The organism is Achromobacter sp. GbtcB20, assembly GCF_019091095.1.
Taxonomy (GTDB): domain Bacteria; phylum Pseudomonadota; class Gammaproteobacteria; order Burkholderiales; family Burkholderiaceae_B; genus Achromobacter; species Achromobacter mucicolens.
Genome location: NZ_JAGXJZ010000032.1, coordinates 1 through 25,110 on the forward strand (window position 1 = coordinate 1; position 25,110 = coordinate 25,110).

Sequence of the window (25,110 nt, forward strand, 5' to 3'; positions counted from 1 at the left end):
CAACCCTGACCCAATCAAATTAGGGCTGGGTCAGTTTTCGATGCAAACGCCGGGTCAGTTTTCAGTGCAAACCAACATGCCTACCCGTCACCCGGGGTGTTTCGACCGCTCATGCGGGCTGTGGACGCGTCTAAGGACCATCACTGCATCTGCGAGGGCGTCCCATCTGGAATTGGTCCGGCCTATTGTGGCTTATCAGGTCAGACAGCGGCGCAGACGCTGTTGACACTGGCGTAGCCAGTAAAAGATTTGGGATTGGGAATGGGATTGGGATTGGTAGCTTTGCATCCGGTTTGCACTGGGTTCGAAAGTAAAACCTGGCCATAACCTGCAGGGTTTCCGCTACAGGCCCCCAGGTTCCCTCGCTTCGTGGGTATTTCTCCTATGAGGATGGCCATGGATCCTGTGTCAGCGGCGCTCATGGACCTCAAGATCTGAACAACTGTGCTGGGGCACAGCGCGCTCCTGTACGCGGTGTTTTAGAACCCAACTGGTCGAGTGCCGCTCTAGGTTTTGTTGTGGGAACCGGCGGTTAACCGAGTAGGAACCCAGCAGGATCCCAACGGGTTTCCTGTTACGAACGATGTTGCGTTGTGCTGCGGATTCGCAGTTCATATCCGGCGGTGATTGCTATCATCAGGCGTACCGATAGGGCTGTGTTTGTGGAGAAAAGTGTATGGACTTGGGTACTACGGTGATGCTCGGAGTACTTGTAGCTGTTATCGCATTCGGCCTTTGGGTCGCGAATAACATCGCTCGTTCCGAAGGGCGCAACAAAGAAGACCATCAGACCTGAAGCGGCAATAATTCGGAGTAGGTCTCAAAGATTAGGCTGGCTTGTTATGTTCTTTGAAGTAACAATTGGTCATCTAGTTCATTCCGGGAGGGGGACGTGGCCGATTTCTTCATTGAACATAGCCACATGCTGGCTTTGAAACCCATTAGCAGTCCGAACTCGGGTTTTAGGCCAGGCCAGTTGGGCGCTCTTCATTCTGTGGCGGCCCACTTTTCGGTCTACGACGAGCCGGCCATAGTGTCTTTGCCGACTGGATATGGGAAGACTGCCGTGATCATGGCGCTTCCTTTTTTGTTGGGCTCAAACCGTGTGCTGGTGGTGGAACCCACGGATGTGCTGAGACGACAGACCTCGGCTCACTTCGGCGAACTGTCGACGCTACGCAAGCTCAAGGTCTTACCGGCGGAGGCAGAAAATCCTCATGTACATCCACAGAAGGGCAGGCCATTAAGCGCCGATGAATGGCTTGCCCTTCGAACTTTCGATGTGGTCGTGTCCACGCCAGCGAGCACATCGCCGGTCCTGGAGCCCGTAAGCCCCGCAGACCTATTCGATTTGATTATCTTTGACGAGGCGCACCATGCTCCAGCAGACACTTGGAGTGCGTATCTCGGTCACTACTCCCGCGCCAAGTTTGTCTTCTTGACGGCTACTCCATTCAGGCGCGATAAAAAGCCAATTCCGGGCCGTCTGGCATATAGCTATCCAGTTTCCAAGGCGTCTCGCGAACAAGCGTTTGGGAGCGTCTCCTTTCGTCCAGCGCCTGTGCATAACGATCACGATGAGGACGAGGTGGACCTCGCCATCGCAAGGGTGGCGATTGCACAGCTGCGGGAAGATCAGGCGCAAGGATTCGACCATCGACTGTTCGCGCGAGCATCCTCGATATCCGCTGCTAGGAAGCTAACGGGGATTTACGCCGGGCTTGGGGTGAGGGTAGAAGCGATCGACAGCGGAATTTCCAAACGGAGGCAGGAGCAACTGGAGGTCTCCTTGCTCCGGGGGGAGCTGGAAGGAATAGTCTGCGTTGACATGTTCGGGGAGGGCTATGACTTTCCAAAGCTGAAGATCGCAGCACTCCATGCGCCGCACCGCTCCCTAGTTCCAACGATACAGTTCATAGGGCGGTTCGCGCGAACAAACGATGAACGGACGGGCAACGCTACTTTAGTGTCGACTGTGAGTCGTCTGCAAGATGCCACCGCAAGGCTCTTTCAAGAGGGAGTGGACATCGCTTCCCTTATCGACGAAGAGGCGAGGCGTCAGCTCGCCGAAGGGGCTGCCGATGAATCAATCTTGGAGATCTTGAAGCCGAAGAGGCAGACAGTCTCGGACTACGACGCCGTGTCGCCAATGTCATTTGAGCTATATGCCCATGCTCGAATCTTTCAGTGCGACGTGGCCCCGGACTTCACTTTGTTTGAGGCATTGATAGGGCGAAGGCTTCACTTGGCTAAGCAGTGGATCTCGGATGATGGATTGATCACACTGCTTTTGACCGTCGACAATGAGCCGCCGAACTGGGCGACTGCTGACGTGCTTGTAAATGTACGACACGACGTTTTCCTGCTGGCCTACAACGCTGCTACACGATTGTGCTTCATCGGCTCCACTCGTAGAACAGATCGCTTATATATCGCACTAATGCAGGTCGTGGCCAAGGATCACCATAGACCTTTGAGCTTCGAGGAGACCATCCGTGCGCGCGCCGGCCTTACGGATATGCGCTTCTACGCTGTTGGCTTGCGTAATACGGCCATAAATTCGCAAGCAGAATCCTATCGCATGCTAACTGGACCTCGTGCTGAGCGAGCGGTCACGCCGGGCGATGGGCGCGCCTACGTACAAGGACATTACTTTGGTAGTGGATTGGAAGATGGCGAGCGTGAAACCATCGGAGCAAGCAGTAACTCGCGTATATGGAGCAATCAACGTCTCTCCGTATCGCAATACCTTGACTGGATATCGAAGCTGAACAATCGCTTGAATGGCGACGAAACGCTGGCAGAGTCTCAGCTAGATCTCGTCCAGCATTCGCAGACGTTGCGGCGAATCCCAGATGTTGTCATTGGTGGAAGCTGGTCGCGCAATGCCTACAAGCAGGCGCACCGGTTGAGATATCGACGTGTTGGACAGCAGCAGTGGCTCTATCGCCAAATCACTGATCTAGAGCTCTCGTCATTCGCTTCAGGACCTGATGGCCTGGATTTCGAAATCGTCTCGGACTCAGATGCGGTGCCCTACCGCATGTCTTTAGCCGGGGGCGCATTGTTTCGACAGCACGGCGCTGGTTGGGAAGTCGAAATATCTAGCACGCACGATGACTGGTTGGATTTTGACCAGTGGCTTTCTATGCACCCTCCAATCTTTTACGCAGCCGACAAGTCATCGTTCGAAGGGATGAACTGCTACCCGCCTCCGAAGCTGGCCAGCAATCGGCTTCTTGATGAGGACGTCGAGAACCCTGGGTGGGATGGCTGTGAGATCGGTAGAGAGTTTGACGCCGATAATCCCGAACGAATGACCGTCCACAGACATTTGGAATTGTGGATCAGGGCGAAGGAAAATCTCGAGGTCCTCGTTTATGACCACAGGACTGGGGAGGCCGCCGACTACATCGCGGTCACACGAGAAGAAGACGACAGAGTCCTCGTCAGTCTGTATCACTGCAAGGGAGCTGGGGGCGAACCGAATGGTGCCCGTGTTGACGACGTCTACGAAGTCACCTGCCAGCTACTAAAGTCAGTTGTTTATTGCGAATCCCGTGTGTTGGTCGAGCATGTGGAGCATCGGATAAATGAAAGGCGGCATAGGCGTCCGTCAGTCTTCAAGATCGGCAATCTTGCAATGTTGCAAGAGATCTTGCTGAACCGGGGCGCGGAAAAAGTCAGTTTCGCCATCTATGGCGTGCAGCCGGGGATTTCGAAAGGACAGATTGATGCCCACCTCGCTGATCTTATGGCCTTCAGTATTGACTACGTGAAAAGAGGGGGCGCGGCCGTTGGGAAGTGGTTGGTGAACGCATAGCCGAGACTTCCATCAGGTGGGGCCGCCTTTGTCACGAGAGACTTAAGGGCGTGGGCGCAACACTGAAGTGGTTTCTGAGCAAACTTGGACAACTGCTCGCAACGCGTCGAAGGTGGCCCAGATGCAACAAATGTACTGGGAAAGCTTTGCCGTGCTTCGCGGTGCCGAAGACCAGGCGGACCAGCGGCTCTCCGCTTCGCACACTGAATAAAACCTGTCGAGGAGTGCGGCGGCTGGTCCAGGTTCGGCTCTGTGGGCGATCTTATTCCGTACCGTATTGAGTTGCTCCGCAGCAACCCAGCATGCGCCCTCATTAAAGTGTCCGGCGACTGCTCTTGCCAAGCACAAGGCATTAGAGAATGTGAGCTTCGCTTCGTCAAAGTAGCGAGGGTTGGCGACTGACGAACGGGTAATGGATCGCAGTTGCTCTTCGACCAGGAGGTGTCCTTTCAGTATTGCTGTGAGTTCGTCCGCTGTTGGAGGAACGAGCCGAAAAAATCGTTCGTCATTCTCCGCAAAATCGGCTTTATGGTTGGCAGGACTCTTCGCGGGGGCGCTCGCATGAGATATAGGGGCGCGACGAGGTTAGCGCGCAGTAGAGGGGAGGAGCAATCTCGGCTTTGGCAGGGACTACCTTATCTCTTGCTAGGCGGAATTCACCAGCCCGAACTTTCAGCTGATGTCTGTGGTCTCGGCTCCGAACGAGGTACGGTCGTACCTGGGAAAGTTGCGTACCGTACATTCCTTCATGTAGGTACGGTAACGAGGCGAATCGATCTCCTCTTGCCCAGCGGCGGCTTTTGGTCGGCAAATGCCTATGAGGCCCGCCATTCTTTGTGGCGTGGGGGGGTGATGATGGGAAGCGGAATCGACGTTGCGGCAGCACCTGACGGCCCGGACGCACTCGACCCGGCGCCGCGCCGTCTTGCTGTCGAAATTCATCCAACTTGGGATTTACGTCATCCAGTTTGGGAATCGAGAATTTTCGATATACAAGCACTGGCGCGGCTTCCGGCCAGGTTTTCCTTCTGAAGGTCTGATTTCCCGGTGCGATTGCAGGGGGGGGGAGCCCCCTACCCCTGTGGGTCTCGGCCGGCGTGAAGCCACGGCTATTGATTTGACGGTGATGCCGTCCCCTCGCATGCTGAATGTCGACAGCTCAGCAGGGTGCCCCAGCCCGCTATGGGTTGCTCGAGAGCCGGAATCTCTTACGGCTTCACCGAGGTAATGGCACAGAGAGATTGCGTGACTTGCCGATCCGGTGAAGATCCGTCAGTCGGCGGAGTAAGAACCATCTGCACCCCGCCTTTAACACTGTTCACGGTATACGGTCTATGACGCAACCCGCGCACTTGCAGCGAAGTCGTGCTAGCTTGCTCACGATGATTCTGCATGATGGAGTTGGAGTTGGAGTTGAGCCGGTCCGGTGGACGGTTTCCGGTTTGATTCTCAAACCATTTGAGGTGCCCCGTCAGCATACTGTGGGTCATGCTCGGGAGCATTGAATCGGGTCTGCTGGCTCCTTTCAAAGTTCAGGGGTGAGAGGTAGCCCAGGCCGCTGTGGCGGCGCCTGGGGTTGTACCAACCTTCAATCCAGGTGAAGACGGCCATGCGGGCCTGCGCCTTGGACTCGAAGCTGTTGCGCTCGATGAGTTCTGCCTCCAGGCTGGCGAAGAAGCTCTCGGCCATCGCGTTGTCATAGGCATCGCCCACGGTTCCCATTGAAGGGCGAACGCCCATTTGACGACAGCGCTCGCCGAAGGTCAGGCTGGTGTACTGGCTGCCCTGGTCGCTGTGATGGATGACGCCTTGCGGCTTGCGCTGGGTCAGCGCCATGTTGAGCGCCGAGAGCACCAGCTCGGCCGTCATGCGCTCGCCCATGGACCAACCTACCACACGCCGGCTCCACACGTCGATGACCACCGCCAGGTACAGGAACCCTGTCCAGGTGGGCACGTAGGTCATGTCGGCCACCCAGAGCTGATTGGGGCCACTGGCCCGGAACTGGCGCTTGACCAGGTTGTGGGCCGGCGAGTCGCGTTTGTCGCGCCGCGTGGTCACCGTGAAGCCCCGGCGGCGGCTGATGCCCCGGATGCCCGCTGTGCGCATGAGGCGTGCGACGCGCTGGCGGCTGATGCACACGCCTTGCTCGACGAGCTCGGCCCGCACACGTGGCATGCCATAGGACTCGTAGGAGTCCTTGTGAATCTGGCGGATGCGCTCGGTCATCACCGCGTTGGTGATGCTGCGTTGGGAAGGAGCGAAGGAGCGCGTTCGCGCCAGGCGTAGAAGCCGCTGGCAGAGACGCCCAGAACACGGCACATGGTGCACACGGGGAAGTCGGCCTGGTTCGCCATCACGAGTCCGAAGACTTCGTTGAAGTCGCATCGCTGCGACCGGCAAACCAGGCCGTAGCCTTTGCCAGGATGTCGCGCTCTTGCTGCAATTGGCGAACCTGGCGGCGCAGCCGGCTGAGCTCCTCGCGCTCAGCCGTGCTCAAGCCTTCCTTACCGGGCAACGGCTTGCCACTGTCGATGGCGGCCTGGCCGACCCAGTTGGTGATGGACTGCGCGGTGACGTTGAACTCGCGGGCGAGTTCGGCTGGCGTGCGCCCGGCACGCACCAGCTCGACCATCTGCTGTCTGAACTCCGCCGGGTACGGCGGTTTGACCTTGGACATTTGCGGCTCCTTGAACACAAAGAATGATGTGTCCACGATACCGGGTCAACTCCAAACAGCCTGCTTTCAAATCGTTTTGGCGGGCCGCGTTCAGGCGCTGCGTTGGCGGTTTTGGTTCAGGCCTGCGGCCTTGAATGCCTCGAATAGCGTGGCTCCGTGGGATGAGAGCGTCACGTCGGTGCGCCGCAATAGGCCTATTGGCTCATCGGTTCCGCCAACCGGCATGGGAACCCGCACCAGTTCACCGCTGGCGACATAGCTGTCGACCAGGCTGGCAGGAACGAACCAGATTGCTTCATTCTGCAGCGTGAGTTGAAGATTCAGCGAGACCGACAGGCTGCAGATTCTTGCCGCGCTCTCGGGCACGCCGAATGCGGCTAAGACGCTATCCGCCGACTGGCGGATGAGGGTGCCCGCGGTCGGCAAAAGGAGGTCATAGGAACCAAGCGTGCTTGCTGTGATGGCGCCCCGGAGGATGGGATGTTCCGCGCGGACGACGATCGTGAGCGGTTCGCGAAAGAGGTGCTCGAAGCTCATTCCCGTCATGGATGATGGCTCGCCCAACCGGCCAACGACGAAATCGACCTCAGCCGCTTTGAGGCTGCGCAGCAGTTCCAAGTTGGGTCCCGTGTGGACGTCAATGCTCACGGTCGCAAATTCCCGCCGGAATTCCGCCAATGCCGCTGGGAACAACACCTGGGCAAGGGTGGGAAGAATGCCGACCCGCACGACGGAAGGAGGTGCTTGATTTCCGCCCCGGAGTTTTTGCACACCTTCCTGTAGAGCCGACAGGGCTGCGTTGGCATAAGGCGCGAACATCCGGCCGTGATCGGTGAGTTCCGCTCCTTTACGTCCGCGCTCGAACAGGCGAGCGCCGGTCGCCGACTCCAACTCCGCCAGGGTTTTGGAAACCGCAGGCTGAGTGATGGCAAGCGCTTCACTCGCTTTTTGCAGGCTGCGAAGTTGGGCGACCGCGATAAAGCATTGAAGATGCCGTAGTTTGATGCGATTCCCGTGTATGTCGATATCCATAACTTTTTCGGCATCTTGTAGATATAAAAGATCACTATATATAACTTTCTGGCGTGGTTAAAGTCGTCCTATTCCACCTACGACCGGGGTCTACTTTGAGCCACGAAGACGCTATCCTCCTTACGCCTCGCGATTGGCAGGCAAATCCGCCCTACAGTCATCCGCCGTACAAGTCCTCTGTATTGCGCAGTCCGTCGCTGCCCTTGGTGCCTCTGAAGGGCGCGCTGGGTAATCGGCTTGCGCCCGTGTACGGCAGCGAGCAGCTGGGGAGTTTGGATAACGACCTGACCCTAAACGCGGTCAAGAACGGAGCCCCCCTCGGCGAGCGCATCATCGTGACGGGCCGGGTGCTGGATGAGTCAGGCAGGCCCGTTCGCCATACGCTGGTGGAAATCTGGCAGGCCAATGCGGCGGGCCGGTATGTTCACAAGGGCGATCAGCATGACGCGCCGCTCGACCCCAATTTTCTTGGGGCGGGGCGCTGTATTACGGATGATCAGGGGCGCTATCGCTTCGTCACAATCAAACCGGGTGCGTACCCGTGGGGCAACCATAGCAATGCGTGGCGTCCGAATCACATTCATTTTTCGCTCTTTGGCCAGTACTTCGGGGCGCGGCTTGTGACGCAGATGTACTTTCCGGGCGACCCGTTGCTCGCGTTGGACCCCATCTTCCAGGGCGTGCCCGAACAGGCCCGCGACCGCCTCGTGGCGCGGTTCTCTCTTGCCGCGACCCAGGAAGGTGTGGCTCTCGGCTACGAATTCGATATCGTGCTGCGCGGCGCGCGCCAGACCCCCACGGAATAACCATGAGCCAACTAAAGCAGACTCCCTCCCAAACGGTCGGCCCGTTCTTCGCATATGGCCTCTGTCCGGAGCAATACAACTTTGATTTGAAAAGCCTGTTCACCGCCAATGCGGCCGAACCCGGCGTGGCGGGCGAGCACATCATCATCACGGGCACGGTCTACGACGGCAGCGGAGCCGCGGTGGGCGACGCCATCGTCGAGTCCCTGCAGGCCGACGCCTCGGGGCAATACGTTGCCAGCCACGATGACGCGATCGCTCGCGGATTCAAAGGCTTCTGCCGTGTCGGAACAGGCACGGAGGAGGGCAATAGGTTCGTGATTCGTACGATCAAGCCAGGACCAGTTGCCACTGGTTCGGCTCCCCACATTGATGTGATCCTTCACATGCGCGGCATGTTGATGCACGCCTTCACCCGGCTCTATTTCGAGGATGAGCCGGCGGCCAATGAGAGCGACCCTGTCCTGAACGTTGTTCCCGCAGCCCGCCGCCGAACGCTCATCGCCAAGCAGGTCGCCGGCTCGGGGGTGAAGCAGTATCGCTTCGACATCCACCTGCAAGGTCCGGACGAAACGGTCTTCTTTGACTGCTGAAGGAGCGCCGATGGGTACGCTGACAGATCTGCTGCGCGGTCATCCCGCCATGAACCATGTCTGGTCTGAAGCCGGGACCCTTCAGGCCATGCTCGATGTCGAAGCGGCGTTGGCCCGTAGCTGTGCAGAGCATGGCGTCATTCCTCAAGACGCGGTGGCGCCCATCGTTGCCGCATGCCGTGCCGATCTGTTCGATATCGATGCCCTCAAGAACGAGGCATCGGCCGGCGGAAACCTGGCCATTCCGCTTGTTCGGGAGCTCACGGCAAAAGTGAAGCGCGCGGACATCCGGGCGGCGGGATTTGTGCACTGGGGCGCGACGAGCCAGGACGTCATCGACACCGGCCTGGTACTGCAACTGCGTTCCTCTCTGGTGATCCTTGAGCGGCAGATCAACCGCCTTGCGTCCAGCCTGGCCGCGCGGGCGAGCGAGCACCGTACCACGCCGACGGTCGGCAGGACGTGGTTGCAGCAGGCCCTGCCGATGACCTTCGGACTGAAATTCGCGCAGTATCTCGATGCCGTGGCCCGTCTGCAGGATGACCTCACGAGGCATCAAGAGAACGTGGCGGTGCTGCAGTTTGGGGGAGCCGCTGGCACTTTGGCCAGCCTGGGTGACCAGGCATCGGCTGTCTCCCGGTCCCTCGCGCGTCACCTTGGACTGAACCTGCCCGACATCCCTTGGCATACGCAACGAGACAGACTCGTATCCGTGGCGGCATGGATGGGCATGTTGACGGGAGCATGCGCGAAGATGGCGCGCGACATGAGCTTGCTGGCCCAGACCGAAGTCGGCGAAATCGCGGAAGCCAGTGCAAAGGGCAAGGGAGGCTCCTCGACCATGCCGCACAAACGCAATCCGGTCGGTTGCGCCGTCGTGCTCAGCGCTGGAGTGAAGGCGCCACACTTGGTGGCGACTCTATTCAGCGGCATGGTCCAGGAGCACGAAAGGGCGCTTGGCGGTTGGCAAGCAGAGTGGGACGTCTTGCCGGAGCTCGCAGTGGTCACTGGCGGTGCCGTGGCGACGACTGCCGACATCATGTCGGGGTTGGAGGTGCACACAGACCGGATGCTGCAAAACCTGAACATTACGCGGGGCCTGATCCAGGCGGAAGCCGTCATGCTGGCACTAGGTATGCACATCGGGCGCCTTCCTGCGCACGAGGTGGTCGAGAGGGCATCGCGCCTGGCGGTCGCGTCAAATCTTCCCTTGCTGGAGGTTCTCTCGCGGGACGCCGCGGTAACGGACTATCTGTCCCCTGCGAGGCTCGCCGAGCTGTTGAGCCCGCTCAACTATTGCGGCCAGTCGACCGTCTATGTGGATGCTGTTCTTGCCAAGTACCACAGGCGACCGAGCGGTCCGGTTGCGCGCGGCGACGCGGCGAATGAAACGGAGGAAGACAATGAACGAGCATGACCGCTATGAGGCAGGATTGGAAGTCCGGTCCAAGGTGCTCGGAGAAGCGCACGTGCAGCGTTCCTTAAGCAACCGCACCGCATTGAGCACAGAGTTCCAGGACCTCATCACGCGCTACGCATGGGGAGAGATCTGGACGCGCGACGGCTTGCCCAGGCATACGCGCAGTCTCATCACCATAGGCCTGATGGTTGCCCTGAACCGCCAGGAGGAACTTGCGCTGCACCTCAAAGCAGCGAAGAACAATGGCGTATCTCCCGAAGAGATAAAAGAGGTGCTACTTCAGACGGCCATCTACTGCGGAGTACCTGCAGCAAACTCGGCCTTTCATCTCTTCGACAGCCTGTTCGCATCCGAGTAGCCCCGGCGTGAGAGGCGCGCCTTGTATCCCTGCAATGGATCGCGGGGATGCTGGCGCTTGTTCGCCCGAAAGCGGCGCGGCATCTTGTTCTCAGGGAAAACGCGAACGGAAAAAAAGCATTAGCTGATTGAACAATGCTTAGGTCTCTAATATTATTTTGAAATGCGCCCGGTTGGTGTCAGACCGCAAGAAACGTCGACATTCACCCTCACGAGAAGGCGCGGATCCAACGGAGACAATCATGTTCAATAGTTTCTCGAAGCGCATTCCGTCCTGTCACTTTGCGCGGCGAAGGTTTGCGATCGCCGCTGTCTTGTCCGCGCTGACATGGTCGGCGAATGCCCTTGCAGAAGATGCAGCGAAGTTTCCCTCTCATTCGATCCGCTTCATCGTTCCCTACGCCGCAGGCGGACTTCCCGACACGGTTGCGCGCGTTGTCGCTCAACGCGTAAGCCAGAACCTCGGGCAGCCTGTCGTGGTTGAAAACAAGCCGGGCGCAAATGGTGTGATAGCCGCGCAGACGCTCACGAGCAGTCCGCGCGATGGGTATACGTATCTCGTGACCGATGGATCGATGATGTCCATCAATCCGGCACTCTACAAAGATCTTTCATATGACCCCAAGCGGGATTTCGTTCCCGTCTCGCTGATCGCCACTTCTCCGTTGTTTCTCGCGGCTAACAGCCAGAGCAACATCAATACGCTCCAGGAGTTCGTCGAGCGCGCGAAGCGTGATGGCGCGAAGATGAACTATGGCTCTTCCGGCGTGGGAAGCTCGCACCACCTCACGATGGAAGCGTTGAACGTCGCGCTCCACTCCAAGATCACCCATGTGCCCTTCCGCGGCTCGGGGCAGTCCGTTCCCGCAATGATCGGGGGCCAGGTCGACGTCGTGTTCGCGGCGCTGCCGTCCCTATCCGGCTTCGCGGAAAAGGGACAGGCCAAGATCCTGGCGACCAATAGCGGCCAGCGTTCCGCACTTGCCCCGAACATTCCCGCTATCGCGGAGATCGTTCCCGGTTTCGACTTTGCCGTCACCGTGGGCGCTTTGGGCGCGTCCGGAATTCCCCCGTACGCCGTCAAGCGCATGAGCGAGGAAATCGCGAAAGCAGTCAAGGACCCTGCCGTGGTGAAGCAGTTCAACACCCTAGGCATTGAATCCGTGGGCGGTACGCCTGAAGCGTATCGGGACGCGATCGAGGCTGAAGGCAAGCGCTACGAAAGTGCGATTAAGGATGCCGGGATCAAGGCCAATTGAACCGTCGCCGTATCAAGTTGGAAATCCAGCATTGAAAAAATACTTAGATCTCTAATATAATTGATTTGCCAGACGCCGCATGCGTGTGCTGAGAGATCTGAGGATGAGGAGGATGTATGTTGACGAATAAAGAAAACGAGCTGCTCTGTCGCGTTGAAGGTGACGCGCCGATGGGGCAGTTGATGCGCAATTTCTGGATACCTATTTGCCTGAGCGAAGAGGTGAGCGAACCCGACGGAGATCCCGTCCATGCGCGGATCCTGGGCGAAGATCTAGTCGTTTTTCGTGATACCGAGGGACGGGTCGGCGTGATGGACGAGTACTGTCCGCATCGGAGGGTGTCGCTCGTTTACGGCAGAAACGAAGACTGTGGGCTGCGTTGCCTCTATCACGGCTGGAAAATGGATGTCGAGGGAACCGTCATAGAGATGGTCTCGGAGCCGGCAGCCAGCACCATGGCCGAGAAGGTGAAGCACAAGGCGTACAAGGTCCAAGAATGGGCGGGGCTGATCTGGGCGTTCATGGGAGACCAAACCCGCATCCCAGCGTTCGTGCCTCCGCCCTGGGCGCCGGAGAAGTCCGCGAAAGTCAGCATCGCGAAGGTCCTGATCCCGTGCAACTGGGCTCAGATCCTGGAAGGCGCTATTGACTCGGCCCATAGCTCCAGTCTGCATTCTTCGGACTTCGTGCCAGCACGCGTGGGGGGGGCGGAGGCAACCGAAAAGAATTGGTTGAGGCCGTCGACGGACAAGGCCCCGCGCATGCAGGTCCATCGTACCGACTATGGCTTCCGCTACGCGGCCATCCGACGCCCCATTACGAATGCCGCACAGACCGACTATGTCCGATCGACGGTTTTCGTAGCTCCCGGCACCGTGTTGATTCCGCCAAACAATCTGTACAACGTGGCGAACGTCAACGTGCCGATGGATGACACCAATTCGGTCTTCTACTTCATCGCGTGGGGGGACCGCGCCACGACACCAGACACCGAAACCTGGCGCAAATTCCTTGGCACCAGTATCGGCTCGGATCTTGACGATAAGTACCGCCCGCTGCGTAACGTGGACAACCGGTTCTGGCAGGATCGCCAAGCGATGAAGGCAGGTAACTTTACGGGTATCAAGGGCTTTCCGAACCAGGACATCGCAATGTGGGTAACGATGGGTCCGATCGCCGATCGCTCTAACGATCGCCTCGGGGCCAGTGACTTGGCTATCGTCGAGTTCCGTCGCCAGATGCTTGAGGCGGTCGAGGAATTTTCCCGAGGGCAGGCCGCAATCGGCACTGGCGACAAGCAGGTTCTACCCAGCGTATGTTCATTCCAAGCCATTGTTCCTAAGACCGTCGACTGGCGGGATTTCGAAGCGAAGCCTGTGTATGGCGTCGGTTCTGGACCGCAGCTCGAAAGCAACTACGAAACTACCGCTTAGGGGCAACAGTGCATGTCTAAACTTCAATTGTCTATCGCAATGGGCGACTACGATCGCAATCGCGCCTTGTATGACGGGGCCGTACAGATCGATGGCGTCAATCCGGTGTATGCGCTGTTGAACCCGGAAGAAATGTTCTTCCGTGCATTCCGCTTCCAGGATTTCGATGTCAGTGAGCTGTCGTTTTCCAGCTACCTGGTCAAGCATGCGGCCGGGCAATGCCCGTACATCGCCATCCCGGTGTTCCTGTCTCGCGCATTCAGGCACACCTCAATCTATGTCCGTAAGGACAGAATTCGCCGCCCTGAAGATCTCAAGGGCAAGCGCATCGGGATCCCGGAGTATCAGCTGACCGCGAATGTTTGGGCCCGCGCCATCCTGGAAGAAGACTATGGGGTGAAGCCGTCGGACGTGACCTGGGTACGGGGCGGTATCGACCAGCCCGGCCGGCCCGAAAAGATCAAGTTGAAGCTGCCGGCCAGCGTGAAGATGATCGATGCGCCCGCCGATACGACCATCTCAGACATGTTGGACCGAGGAGATATCGATGGCTTCATGGCGCCGCGCGCCCCGTCGGGTAATGCCCGATTCAATCCCAATATCGGTTGGCTGTTCGACGACCCGACCGAGACCGCAAAAGGCTACTACCGGCGAACCGGAGTTTTTCCGATCATGCACGTCGTGGGCGTGAGAAAAACGCTGGTGGAACAGCACCCCTGGCTGCCAAGCACGCTCTTGAAGGCCTTCGAACAGTCCAAGCTTGCTGCGCTGGAAAAGCTGTCCGACACCTCGGCCACCAAGGTGACCTTGCCGTTCGTGGAGGAGCAACTGAAGGCGGCAAGAGACACATTGGGAGCGGATTATTGGGCCTATGGCGTTGAAAAGAGCTTACCCACGCTGGAGGCATTTACTCGGCATCATCACGCGCAGGGGCTCTCGGAGCGTCAGGTTGGTGTCTCGGAACTGTTCCATCCCAGCACGTACGAGTCCTACAAGATATGAAGGCGGGCGGGAGGCAATGCTTCCCTGCTCAAGGAGGCAATCATGGCAGATCCCACGACCGATAATGCGACATTGATGTCGCTGAAAATTCTTGCTACGCACCAGGCCGCAAAAGGCATACGTTCATTCGAACTCGGACGCGAAGATGGAACCGGCCTACCAGAATTTTCGGCGGGTTCGCATATCAAAATTCAAGTCCCCAACGGAGAGTGGCGGAAATATTCGTTGTGTAACGATCCCTCCGAACGCCAGCGCTATGTCATTACCGTGAAGCGAGAGGCGCAGGGTAGAGGAGGGTCGGTCAGCATGGTCGATGAGGCGAAAGAGGGCGATACCGTTTTGGTCGCGCCGCCCGATAACGCCTTTCCTTTGGTCGACAATCCGGGATCGCTGACGTTCATTGCCGGGGGCATAGGAATCACGCCCATCTTGTCAATGATCCGATCCTTCGGCGAGCTCCCTCCCGCGCCTTGGAAGCTGTACTACTTGAGCCAAGCTGCGGAGACAACGGCGTTCCTCGGGGAGTTGGGCTCGGACCGGTACCGTTCGAATGTCAAGATACACCACGACCTCGGCAATCCGGACGCCTGCTTCGACCTATGGCCAATCCTCGAGAAGCCGAACCGAGGGCACGTATATTGCTGCGGGCCGAGGGGTCTGATGGAAGCCGTGCGCGATATGTCGGGTCATTGGTCGCCCAAGCGGATCCATTTTGAGAGTTTCTTAGAGGGCGGGGGAAAGCGGCCTGAAGACAAGCCGTTCTTGGTGGATCTCGCCAAGTCGAACAAAACTCTTGAAGTGCCCGTGGGCAAGTCGATACTGTCGGTATTGCAGGCTGCGGACGTGCGTGTCGGCTATTCGTGCGAAAGCGGGACGTGCGGGTCCTGTCGGACGCGGATGCTCGAAGGAACGGCAGACCATCGCGATATGGTGTTGCTTCCAGAAGAGCAAGAGTCCCAGATCATGGTTTGCGTTTCCCGAGCCACGTGCGAAAAGCTGGTCCTCGATCTGTAGCCGAACCCCCAATCATGAAAAACGGAAAATTGCGTATCGGCGTGGTCGGCCTGGGGCGGGCGTTTTCGTTGATGCTTCCCACGTTCCTTGCGGATTCCCGGGTCGAACTCGTCGCAGGGTGCGACCCGCGCGCGGCGGCCAGGGATCAGTTCAGCCGAGATTTCTCCCGGCCTGCCTACGAGGCGGTGGAAGCGCTGGCCGCTGACCCCAAGGTCGAAGTCATATACATCGCCAGCCCGCATCAGTTTCACGCGCGGCATACACAGATTGCCGCCGATCATGGAAAGCATGTCCTGGTGGAAAAGCCGATGGCGCTAAGCCTGGCCGAATGTGATGCCATGATCGACGCCTGCGCGCGGGCCGGCGTCCATCTGCTCATCGGTCACTGCCACAGCTTTGACACGCCTTATCTGAGAGCGCGGGAACTGGTGCAATCAGGGAGATTCGGCGCCGTCCGCATGATCCATGCCCTGAACTTCACGGACTATATCTGTCGGCCGCGCAGGCCGGAGGAACTACGGACGGAACAGGGAGGCGGGGCAGTGTTCAGCCAGGCCGCGCACCAGGTCGACATTGTGCGGTTGTTGGCGTGCCAGGAGCCTGAGCGCGTGCGCAGCGCCCTGGGTAACTGGGACGAAAGCCGCCCAACGGAAGGGGCCTACAGCGCGTTGATGTGGTTTCACGGCGGTGCATACGCGGCATTGAATTACAACGGGTATGGCCATTTCGACTCCGATGAATGGATGGGGTGGACCGGCGAAATGGGGTTGCCCAAGTCGTCGGAAGACTATGGCGCGGCCCGGCGGCGGTTGAAGTCAATTGCAGGCCCCGCGGAGGAGTCCGCGCTCAAAAATGCGGGCACATATGGCGGGAGCGCCTATACGCCGCCCAACCGGCAGGCGCCCAGCGTGGCGCGCCATCAACACTTCGGACCCTTCGTCGTGTCGTGCGATAAAGCGGATCTTCGGCCGCTTCCGGATGGTATCTACGTCTACGAAGACGACAAGAAATACCTCATCGACATCGAGCCTCCCCTGGTTCCAAGAGCCGAGGTCATCGACGAACTCTATGCCGCCGTTCATGCCGGGCAGCCATGCTTGCACGGAGGGGAATGGGCCCGGCGCACGCTGGAGATCTGCCTTGCCATGATCGAGTCGTCCCGAGTGTCGAGAGATGTCGTCTTATCCGGGGTTATGCGCGACGTTTGATCTGTGACAGCCGGCTTAAGACCGTTTCGGGTATCATTTTTAGCCATCTAAGTACACGAAACTTCTTATAGCCAATGACTTCGAAAGAAACCAGGACAGTCCTTGACCACTGGCGCGAGGCTGTTCCAGACGATAGGCTTGCACACCTGATTAAGGATGCCACGCGCGCTCTTGTCCGGGGCCTGCAAGTCCGCTTGTCAGACTACAACGTGTCGTTCGGTCACTGGACCTTCCTGCGAATCCTCTGGGAGGAGGATGGCCTGACTCAGCGGGAGCTGAGTGAGCAGGCTGGGGTAATGGAACCAACAACGTTCTCCGCGATGAAGGCGATGGAGTCGCTCGGTTATGTCGAACGTAAACATCTGCCGGGGAACAACAAGAACATCCATATCTTCCTGACGCGAAACGGCCGCGCGCTCAAGAAGAAGCTGGTACCGCTTGCGGAAGAAATCAACGCGATCGGCACACGCGGCCTGACCGAGGTCGAAATAAAGACCACGCGCAAAGTGCTACTCGCAATCATTACCAACCTGGCGGAAGACGAAGCCGCCCTCGAGAACGCCGAGCGCAAGGTACCCTCGACCCGGGAGCTGTCCCGCCGGATATCATCGGCCGAGTGAGCCGCCGCTAATCGATCCACGCGCCCAGGCAAGGTGTTTGGGCTGGATTGATCTCGTCCAGCCCGAGTGCTGCGGCGTGCATCGCTGTTGCAATAAAGTTAGATCTCTAATATTCTCGTTCATGGTCAACCCAGCGCCGCTTGGCGTTCCTGGTGTTGGCGCAAACAATGGATGAGACAAAAATGGACTTGCTGTCCCAGGTGCCGTGGACTTTCGCAGGGATCCCAGAGCTTGCGCTTCTGGGATTTGCCGGACTTGCTTTTTTTGGGGCAGGCGTCGTCAAGGGAACCCTGGGGGTAGGGCTGCCGCTCGTCGCGGTGCCGCTATTGTCGCTAGTGCTGCCGCCGCCCACAGCGATCAGCCTGCTGGTGGTTCCCGTGCTCATCTCCAATCTTTGGCAGGCGTGGCAGGCCGACAAGCCAGTAGGGTATGCCATGCGTTTCAAATGGCTGTCGCTGAGCCTGCTGGTGAGCACGGTGGTATCCGTCCGGTTGTCGCTCGCGCTTCCCACCGAGGTCTTGAGTGTGCTTGTGGCCGCGTCGGTCATCTGTGCGGTGGTACTGATGATGTACAAGCCGCAGGGTTCGATACCGCCTGAACGGGAGCTTCCGCTTGGAATTGGGGTGGGCGTCCTGGCGGGCATGATGGGCGGACTGTCGTCCATGACAGGCCCTTTCATCATCACGTACTTGCTCGCGCTCAAGCTACCGCGGGACGAGTTCGTGGGCAGCATCAGCATCATCTACCTGTTCGGGATGATTCCGCTTTACCTTGCGCTTGCCTACTACGGTCGCCTTGGTTTGGTCGAGACGTCGATGTCGTCGCTGGCTCTTGCGCCGATGGCGCTGGGAATGATCATGGGCCGGCGAATGCGCGCGTTCCTCAGCGAAGAGGCCTTTCGACGAGTATTGCTGGGCTTCCTGGCTTCGGTGGCGGTGCTGCTGGTTTCCAAGGGGGCTTGAGCAATCCGCCCTGCGATGTCCTCGCGCGGGCTCCCCTATCTGTGGCGCTGCTTTACCGATGCAGGGGGCTGCGGCAGGCCGGCCGCAGCCTGCCAGGATATCTGCGGCTAATCGTCGTGCGACCGTGTCATGCCCGATGACATTGCCGGGCTGTATCCCGGTGTCACGTGGACATCGACGACGACGCTACCCCCGGCGCGCACGATTTCCACGGCGTTGCGCAAGACGCCCACCAATTCCGCCGGCTCGGAGACAGGGCCAAAGCCGGTAAGGCCTTGCGCGCGGGCCAGCCCTGCCAGATCAGGCGCAGGATCATCGATGCGTTGCCCGATCCACCGGTTCTCGATAGGCCGGCTGCGATCCCGCGCGACGCGTTCCTGGTGCAATTCGTCGTTGAAGAAGGATCGATTGTTGGCGACGATTATCAGTAATGGAATTCTGGCGTTGGCGGCGGTCCAGAGTGCGGACACCCCCATGAGGTAGTCGCCGTCGCCGATGATCGCGACGGGAAGCCGGCCGGAGTCCTTGAGCCCCAGCGCTGCGCCTACCGCCATGCCTGGCCCTGACCCGATTCCGCCGCCGCCGTCGTAGCCAAGATAGTCGAGCGGGTGGTCGAAGTCGCAAAGGTCGCCGGACCATCCCAGCGGCAGGCGGATCAGGCTCATGTCCAGCTCAGCGGCGGCCGCCTCGACATCGGCGGCAAGCTGAGCGATGGAAATCGTGTCCGACTTTGAAATCTGGCTGCGCGGATATGGGCGCTCGCTGGAGGAGGGCCGTTTTTCCGCTTGGGAAAAATCAGGGTTTTCGACTACCGACGCCACGAAGGTGTCAGGGTCGCACAAGAGGGTGAGATCTGTCTGGGGCAGGGCCTGGTGATCCATGGACCAGCCGTTGTGGACGTACTGATCCAAAGACACGTGGACGACGCGAGCATGGCATGCAGCGTCGCCAAAGGCCTGGCCCAGTGTCCCTGCCAGGTCGAGCCAGTCCAGGCTGATGATCAGGTCGGCTTGCCTAAGTGTCTCCGCGGCCTGGTGAGAGAGAAAGAACCCAGGGGCGGCGGCATGTGCGCCGTGCGAGGTGGGAAAGGCAGCGCCAAGTTTCAGATCGGTCAAGACCAAGGCCCCCCAGCTTTCCACGAGCCGCACGCGCTGCTCCCAGTCGGCGGTTTTTCGAGAGACTCGCCCCATGAGGACGACGGGTCGCCGCGCGGCCCGGACCCATTCCATTACTTGGCGCACGTCCCGCGCCAGCGGCCGCCCGCCCGCGGGCTGGGGGTAGCGGGTCCGGTCCAGCCGAGGCAGCCGGTCATTGACCGGCGCTTCCTGTAGCGCCGCGTCGAAGCAGACGTAGGTGGGGCCTTGCGGCGCCGTGTTCGACATCATCACCGCCCTGGCGATCGCCTCCTGCGCGGCTTTGGGCGATGCCGGCTGCGCATCCCATTTGACGAAATGACGAACCAACGCGCCCTGGTCCTGCGCAGTGTGTATCCAGTCGATCCAGGGACGGCGTTTCGCTGCGTCTACGGGGCCGGTCGCTCCCAGTACGAGGACCGGGGTGCGGTCCGCCCAGGCATTGAAGATGGCCATTGATGCGTGCATCAGGCCGACGTTGCTGTGAACAATGGCGCCGCACAGATCTCCCGTCACTTTGGCATAGCCGTGCGCCATGGCGACGCCGTGCTCCTCATGCAATACCAGTAGCATTTGCGGCTGGTGGTTGCCCAGGTGGTTCACCAGACTATCGTGCAGCCCACGAAAGCTTGCGCCCGGGTTGACGAAGAGATAGCGGATGCCGACGTCTCGAATCGCGTCGGCGATGACGTCGCTTCCCCAGCATCCACTTTCAGACGGAGAGGGCACGGGCACATCGCGACGAGGGTAGTCCTTGCTCATATCGAACTCACATTGATGATCTTGATCGGGTGCGCAGGCACGGGCGGTGCTCTGGCGGAAACGCAGGAAGGCTTAGCGGCTTTCCGCCGAGATTCCCGCTTGCTTGATGACTTGGCCCCAGCGCTTGAGGTCTTGTGCCGCAAGTTCGCGAAATTCCTCGGGTGTGCTTGTCTTAGCTTCGATGCCTTGTTCGGACAGTGACTTTTGCACGCTGGGCTTCGTCAGGACCGCGCGGGTGTCTTGATTGATCTTCTGCAGAATTCCGGCGGGCGTGCCGGCAGGGGCAGCCAGACCCACCCATATGTCGCTTTCGTAGCTCGGATATCCGCTTTCGGCGATGGTGGGAACGCCCGGCAGCAAGGCTGAACGATCCTTGCTTCCGAGCGCGAGCGCCCGAAGCTTACCGGCTTGAATGTGGGGCAGGACCGAGTTCAACGGCGCAAACAGCACGTGGACCTGGCCCGCCAGAAGATCGGCGGTGGCGGGGGCCGCGCCCTTGTAGGGGATGTGCGTCATGCTTATGCCGACGACGCTGTTGAATAGTTCGGCCGAGAGGTGCTGGGGAGACCCGGCTCCCGAGGAGGCGTAATTCAATTTGCCGGGGTGCGCCTTGGCGTACGAGACGAGTTCCTGCAGCGATTTTGCCGGGACCGAGGGGTTGACGACCAACACAACGGGAACCGTCCCAAGCAAGGTGATCGGGGCAAAGTCCTTGGCCGGATCGAAATTCTGCCGGTACATGACAGGATTCACGGACATCACGTTGTTGGCGGCGATGAGCAGCGTGTACCCGTCTGCCTGAGACCTGGCGACGAATTCGGCGCCGATGTTGCCGGCGGCCCCAGGCTTGTTTTCAGCGATGACGGGCTGTTCCCAATTTGCGCTGAGCTCCTGGGCGATGACGCGGGCAAGGACGTCGTTGCTGCCGCCGGGCGTGAACGGAATGACCATTTTCACGGCCTTCTCAGGGTACTGCCCTGTGGCAGCAGCGGGCGTTGCGGCAAATGAGGCACAGAGCGCGCAGAGCACGGACGCGATAGTGATTTTCATGTCTTCCTCCTCGGCTCGCATGGAGCCTTTATGTTTTTTTCGGTCTGCGCCAATCAGGCGAAGTAACGCCCTGCCATAAAGGTTGGTGGAATCTCGTTGTTCTCTGCCGAATAGCCATCGAAAGGGCGGCCGTCCATTCCAATACGCTGCAGGACGTCCACGTCCGGCGAAACGGCCGTGCCGATTCGAAGCAGGACCAACGCTTCATCGTCGAACGCCTGGAATTTGTAGAAGCTCCCGGCGGGCAGCAGGACGCAGTCGTAACGCCGCGCCTCGTGCACCTCTCCAGCGGGTCCTTCGAACCGCGCCCCCCCCTGCAGCACAACAAACACGTGGTCTTCGTTGGGATGGGCGTGCAATTCGTTTTCGCCACCCTCGGCGTACGTCTTGAGGACGACGCTCAGCATGTCAGTGGCGCCGAGCACCTGATTGGTACGGCCCGTTGAGGGAAGCGGGGCGGTCAGATGGAAGAAGCTCGGCGTCTTTTTCTGGGCAAGCCGCAGAATTTCGGCTCGCCAGTCATCGGCGCTGTTAACGATAGGAGCGACGGGCCGGCTTCTGGTTTCTTCAGGGGTTTTCATCGACACTCTCCAGGGGTTACGCGGCCCGATGGCTGGGCACCGCCTTCAGGTAGACGTTCTTCTCCTTGGAGAAGCTCAGCAGTTCTTCAAGGCATTCCTCTCGTCCCAGGCCGGACTGCTTGTGACCGCCAAACGGGGTGCCAAGGAAGTGCTTCGACGTTTCGTTGACCCACACGTAGCCAGCCTCGACAGTCGCGATGCAGTGCTGGGCGTGCCGCAGGTCATGGGTCCAGATCGAACAGGTGAGGCCAACGGGCAGGGCGTTCACGTCCTGCAGCATCGCGTCCTCGTCTTCCCACTTGAGCACTGATAGAACCGGGCCGAAGATTTCTTCGGACGCGATGCGCATGTCCTGCTTGACGTCCACGAATACGGTGGGCTCCAGGAAGAAGCCGCCTTGAAGCCGAGGATCCGCGGGCGGCTTGCCGCCACACAGCAGACGCGCTCCTTCCTGTTTCCCAAGCTCGATGTATTGGCGGATGCGATCGTATTGCGCACGGCTGATGATGCAGCCCATGGTGGTGGCTGGGTCCGTCGGGATACCGGGGACAAACGCCTGGCAGTGGTCGATGAGGAGCCGGCTTACTTCGTCGTAGATGTCGGCGTGAATGAACGCTCGGCTCGTCGAGCCGCAGGATTGACCGCACCAGGAAAAATTCATCCCTGCGACGACCGCGGATGCGACCGTGGCAGGGTCGACGTCGGGGTATGCGATCAGCGCATTCTTTCCCCCAAGCTCCAGCAGTACGGGCTTTACGGTCTCGGCGGCGGCCCGGCCCACAGCGATCCCCGTTGCGACGCTCCCTATGACCGCAACGGCGGCAACGCGCGGGTCCGACGCCAATTCCGCTCCTACGTCCTTTCCGCCAGGTATCACATTGAATACGCCGGCGGGAAACAGGCCCTCGGACAGCTCTGCGAGTCGCAGCGCAGAAACGGGCGCCTGCTCCGGCGGCTTGATGATCAGCGAATTCCCGGCTGCGAGCGGGGCGGCTGCCTTGCCAGCGGAGAACATGAGGGGATGATTGAAGGGAATGATGCGGGCAACAATGCCCAAAGGCTCACGCACCGAAAACGAAAATTCGCCTGGCCCCATGGGCACAGAATGCCCCTTCATCTCAGTTACCAATCCGGCAAAGAAGTCAAGTTGCGATGCGGCAATTTCAACGTCCATGATCAAATCGCGCCACGGATTTCCCCCCGTCGCTGCGTCTATCAGCGCAAGTTCCTTGGCGTTCTCCCGAAGACGTTGGGCAAAGGCGCGAATCGACTTGGCGCGTTCCAGGGGGCGGATGGACTTCCAGGCCAGGAAACCGGCATGCGCGGCGGTAATCGCGCTCTCCACATCCGCGGTCGACCCTTGCGCGACGTCACAGATCTTCCCCCCTGTCGCGGGATTACGAATAACGGAGTAGCACGCGTGCGCTGGGCGATGCCACGATCCCCCGTAATAGAGATCGAAGTTCGAAGGCATCGCTGCGTTCAGGCCTGGTATTTCCTGCGCAACATTGGGTGAATCAGAGTTCATCAAGCTTCCTCTTTCAAAGACGAGCTCGTCCCTTGCCATTCCTTTTCGGGACAGGTAGGGATTCTTGTGCTGTTGAGCGCTGAGGGCTCACGATGGTCGATCCGTAACGCCGGATCTTGATGATGGACGGCAGCTAGGGAGGCCGGGCGCTGGGCGGGCACATGGGATGTCTCCTGATCGTGAGCAACGGAAAGGGCCGGCCCGTCTTTGCGGGCTTCAATCAGAATACTTAGATCGCTAATGAAAAGGATACTGGTAGATGCCCTACGGCCTTCACGTACATACCGTGGACATTTCGCTTGCGGATGCGTCACCGTTCAGGCCGGTACGACTCCCGTTTGAATCGTGGCCATGGTGTTTGCCGAGTGTCTCCCCTTTGGCCGCTGTGCGCGCCCGCGCCGGTAGGCCCGCGATCTCACCTGTGATTGGCGCGAGGGGCCCTGGTGAAGGGTGTCGCCAGGCATGTCGCGGTGGTGACTGGTGGGGCGAAAGGGATCGGGGCGGCAACCGCCCGGCGGCTGGAGTCGGGCGGCCATCATGTCTTCATCGGGGATCTGGACGGCCCGGCGGCCAGCGAGGTTGCGGCGAACCTCGCTCATGCGAGCGCGATCAGGTTTGACGCGAGTGACCCGGCCAGCATCAGGAGTTTGTTTGATGCGGTCAACGCTCAGTTTGGACGGTGCGACATCCTGGTCAACAATGCCGGCATCGCCCATCCAGGCGCTTTCGAGGACTATCCCGTGCATCGGTGGCAGCAGGTGATGGCGGTCAACCTGAATGGTCCCATGCTGGCTTGCCAAAAGGCGCTTCGCCTGATGAAACAGCGCGCCTGGGGCTGGATCGTGAACATCACGTCAATCGGTGGCGACCGGGCGAGTGTCTACCGGGCGGCCTATGGCACGCCGAAGGCCGTGTTGGGCGCCTTGACCCGGCAGATCGCCACGAGCTGGCCGGCGCAGGGATTACCGCAAGCTGTGTCGCTCCCGGGCCTATCGATACCCCCTTCAAGCGCGCGCATCATCCTGCCGATACGCGGGCGGAGTCCCTGCGCACGATTCCCGCCCGGCGCTATGGCGAAGCGGATGAGGTCGCGGAAGCGGTGGCGTTTCTGTGCGGTGAACATACGGCGTACATCACGGGTCAGACGCTCGCGGTCGATGGCGGCTTTCTGGCGGCAGGCCTGCTCAGAAGCTTGGTTGCCCGTAACGCGCACACCACCAGCGAAAACGCCGGTGACGGCTGTCTCCGGCTGGGATAGTAGAGGTGATGGCCCTCGAAACTGGGACACCAGTCCTCCAGCACCCGGACCAGCCGGCCTGATCCTGGGTAAGGCATCAGCTCATCGTCCGGCAGCAGCGGCAGGCCCAGTCCGGGCCCGGTCGCATCGATCTGGGGCTGCGTGGTGTTGACGATCAACGGCCGTCCACGCGGACGTCGACGTGTTGGCCACGGCGCTCGAAATCCCAGACTACAGGTCGCCCGAACTTCGCATCCACTGGTTAATGCAGGCTTGCTGCATGAGGCCCTGGCACCTTGGCGTGGGACGGGACGCAAAATACTCCGGCGATCCCACCGCGGCTAGGCGCAGCGGTGGGCCGCTAGGCACGGCGATCATGTCCTTGTCGGTGGTCTTGCCCATGCGCAAGCCGGCGTCGTAACGGTCGGCCACGATGTCCCGGAATCCGTAATTCTCGTCGAATTCGAGCTTTGTGCCCGGGCATCTGGCGGCACATTCGACAGCGTAACTCTCAATGACAGTTCTGCCCCTAATGTCTGCTTCTGGCCGAGGCTGTGTGGAAACTCCTCTCGCCCTAACGACCACAGCGAGTTCACCTGGATCGCAACAA

General features: G+C 59.7%; 17 protein-coding genes and 3 pseudogenes. 13 read left to right on the forward strand and 7 right to left on the reverse strand.

All coding sequences use genetic code 11. The features are described from left to right. Positions 1 to 892: 892 nt before the first annotated feature. Positions 893 to 3,823: a DEAD/DEAH box helicase gene (locus KVT32_RS25755; RefSeq protein ID WP_217619034.1), complete on the forward strand. Its 2,931-nt coding sequence runs from the start codon at positions 893 to 895 to the stop codon at positions 3,821 to 3,823. Positions 3,824 to 5,272: 1,449 nt separating this feature from the next. Here the strand turns inward: KVT32_RS25755 and KVT32_RS25760 are convergent. Beyond that, a pseudogene (locus KVT32_RS25760) lies at positions 5,273 to 6,503 on the reverse strand (IS3 family transposase). A gap of 90 nt (positions 6,504 to 6,593) precedes the next feature. Continuing rightward, positions 6,594 to 7,535, reverse strand: a complete 942-nt coding sequence (gene pcaQ / locus KVT32_RS25765) for a pca operon transcription factor PcaQ (protein WP_054505156.1) — start codon at positions 7,533 to 7,535, stop codon at positions 6,594 to 6,596. A gap of 95 nt (positions 7,536 to 7,630) precedes the next feature. Here pcaQ and pcaH point away from each other — a divergent pair, with 95 nt between their 5' ends. From pcaH to KVT32_RS25820, 11 genes are all read left to right on the forward strand, one after another. Beyond that, positions 7,631 to 8,341, forward strand: coding sequence for a protocatechuate 3,4-dioxygenase subunit beta (pcaH, locus tag KVT32_RS25770; protein WP_076472461.1), 711 nt, complete (start codon positions 7,631 to 7,633; stop codon positions 8,339 to 8,341). Between the two features lie 2 nt (positions 8,342 to 8,343). Beyond that, positions 8,344 to 8,934: a protocatechuate 3,4-dioxygenase subunit alpha gene (gene pcaG, locus KVT32_RS25775; protein WP_054505155.1), complete on the forward strand. Its 591-nt coding sequence runs from the start codon at positions 8,344 to 8,346 to the stop codon at positions 8,932 to 8,934. 10 nt (positions 8,935 to 8,944) lie between these two features. Beyond that, on the forward strand, positions 8,945 to 10,351 hold the full coding sequence (locus KVT32_RS25780) for a 3-carboxy-cis,cis-muconate cycloisomerase (protein WP_054505154.1): 1,407 nt from the start codon (positions 8,945 to 8,947) through the stop codon (positions 10,349 to 10,351). Beyond that, complete coding sequence (pcaC, locus tag KVT32_RS25785) at positions 10,338 to 10,712, forward strand: 4-carboxymuconolactone decarboxylase (RefSeq protein WP_054505153.1); 375 nt, start codon at positions 10,338 to 10,340, stop codon at positions 10,710 to 10,712. The genes KVT32_RS25780 and pcaC overlap by 14 nt, the downstream gene beginning before the upstream one ends. Before the next feature lie 241 nt (positions 10,713 to 10,953). Then, positions 10,954 to 11,970 carry a tripartite tricarboxylate transporter substrate binding protein gene (locus tag KVT32_RS25790; RefSeq protein ID WP_081398533.1) on the forward strand — a complete coding sequence of 339 codons (1,017 nt, stop codon included), beginning with the start codon at positions 10,954 to 10,956 and terminating at the stop codon, positions 11,968 to 11,970. Between the two features lie 116 nt (positions 11,971 to 12,086). Next, positions 12,087 to 13,403 carry a Rieske 2Fe-2S domain-containing protein gene (locus tag KVT32_RS25795; protein ID WP_054505152.1) on the forward strand — a complete coding sequence of 439 codons (1,317 nt, stop codon included), beginning with the start codon at positions 12,087 to 12,089 and terminating at the stop codon, positions 13,401 to 13,403. Positions 13,404 to 13,415: 12 nt separating this feature from the next. Next, a complete protein-coding gene (locus KVT32_RS25800) occupies positions 13,416 to 14,405 on the forward strand; it encodes an ABC transporter substrate-binding protein (RefSeq protein ID WP_054505151.1) in 990 nt (329 codons plus the stop codon). A gap of 42 nt (positions 14,406 to 14,447) precedes the next feature. Beyond that, positions 14,448 to 15,419 (forward strand): PDR/VanB family oxidoreductase, encoded by a 972-nt coding sequence (locus tag KVT32_RS25805; RefSeq protein ID WP_054505150.1) that lies wholly within the window; start codon positions 14,448 to 14,450, stop codon positions 15,417 to 15,419. Positions 15,420 to 15,433: 14 nt separating this feature from the next. Beyond that, on the forward strand, positions 15,434 to 16,627 hold the full coding sequence (locus tag KVT32_RS25810) for a Gfo/Idh/MocA family protein (protein WP_054505149.1): 1,194 nt from the start codon (positions 15,434 to 15,436) through the stop codon (positions 16,625 to 16,627). A 74-nt stretch (positions 16,628 to 16,701) separates the two neighbouring features. Beyond that, the gene (locus KVT32_RS25815; RefSeq protein ID WP_054505148.1) at positions 16,702 to 17,247 is read left to right on the forward strand and encodes a MarR family winged helix-turn-helix transcriptional regulator; all 546 of its coding nucleotides are present in this window, start codon (positions 16,702 to 16,704) and stop codon (positions 17,245 to 17,247) included. 182 nt (positions 17,248 to 17,429) lie between these two features. After that, a complete protein-coding gene (locus tag KVT32_RS25820) occupies positions 17,430 to 18,209 on the forward strand; it encodes a sulfite exporter TauE/SafE family protein (protein ID WP_054505147.1) in 780 nt (259 codons plus the stop codon). A gap of 107 nt (positions 18,210 to 18,316) precedes the next feature. Here the strand turns inward: KVT32_RS25820 and KVT32_RS25825 are convergent, their stop codons facing one another. The 4 genes from KVT32_RS25825 to KVT32_RS25840 all read right to left on the reverse strand — a co-directional run bounded on the left by KVT32_RS25825 (position 18,317) and on the right by KVT32_RS25840 (position 23,263). Beyond that, complete coding sequence (locus KVT32_RS25825) at positions 18,317 to 20,104, reverse strand: thiamine pyrophosphate-binding protein (RefSeq protein WP_063589227.1); 1,788 nt, start codon at positions 20,102 to 20,104, stop codon at positions 18,317 to 18,319. A gap of 72 nt (positions 20,105 to 20,176) precedes the next feature. Next, entirely contained in the window at positions 20,177 to 21,154 is a 978-nt protein-coding gene (locus KVT32_RS25830) for a tripartite tricarboxylate transporter substrate binding protein (protein WP_082886979.1), read from the reverse strand. A 53-nt stretch (positions 21,155 to 21,207) separates the two neighbouring features. Next, the gene (locus tag KVT32_RS25835) at positions 21,208 to 21,735 is read right to left on the reverse strand and encodes a cupin domain-containing protein (protein ID WP_063589229.1); all 528 of its coding nucleotides are present in this window, start codon (positions 21,733 to 21,735) and stop codon (positions 21,208 to 21,210) included. 16 nt (positions 21,736 to 21,751) lie between these two features. Further along, positions 21,752 to 23,263: an aldehyde dehydrogenase family protein gene (locus KVT32_RS25840; protein WP_063589230.1), complete on the reverse strand. Its 1,512-nt coding sequence runs from the start codon at positions 23,261 to 23,263 to the stop codon at positions 21,752 to 21,754. A gap of 473 nt (positions 23,264 to 23,736) precedes the next feature. On the opposite strand from KVT32_RS25840, the pseudogene KVT32_RS25845 reads away from it, so the two are divergent. Continuing rightward, positions 23,737 to 24,521 (forward strand): annotated as a pseudogene (locus KVT32_RS25845) (SDR family NAD(P)-dependent oxidoreductase). Here KVT32_RS25845 and KVT32_RS25850 read toward each other — a convergent pair. Next, a pseudogene (locus KVT32_RS25850) lies at positions 24,404 to 24,980 on the reverse strand (LysR substrate-binding domain-containing protein); the annotation flags it as partial. The pseudogenes KVT32_RS25845 and KVT32_RS25850 sit on opposite strands and share 118 nt — an antisense overlap. Positions 24,981 to 25,110: the final 130 nt, after the last annotated feature.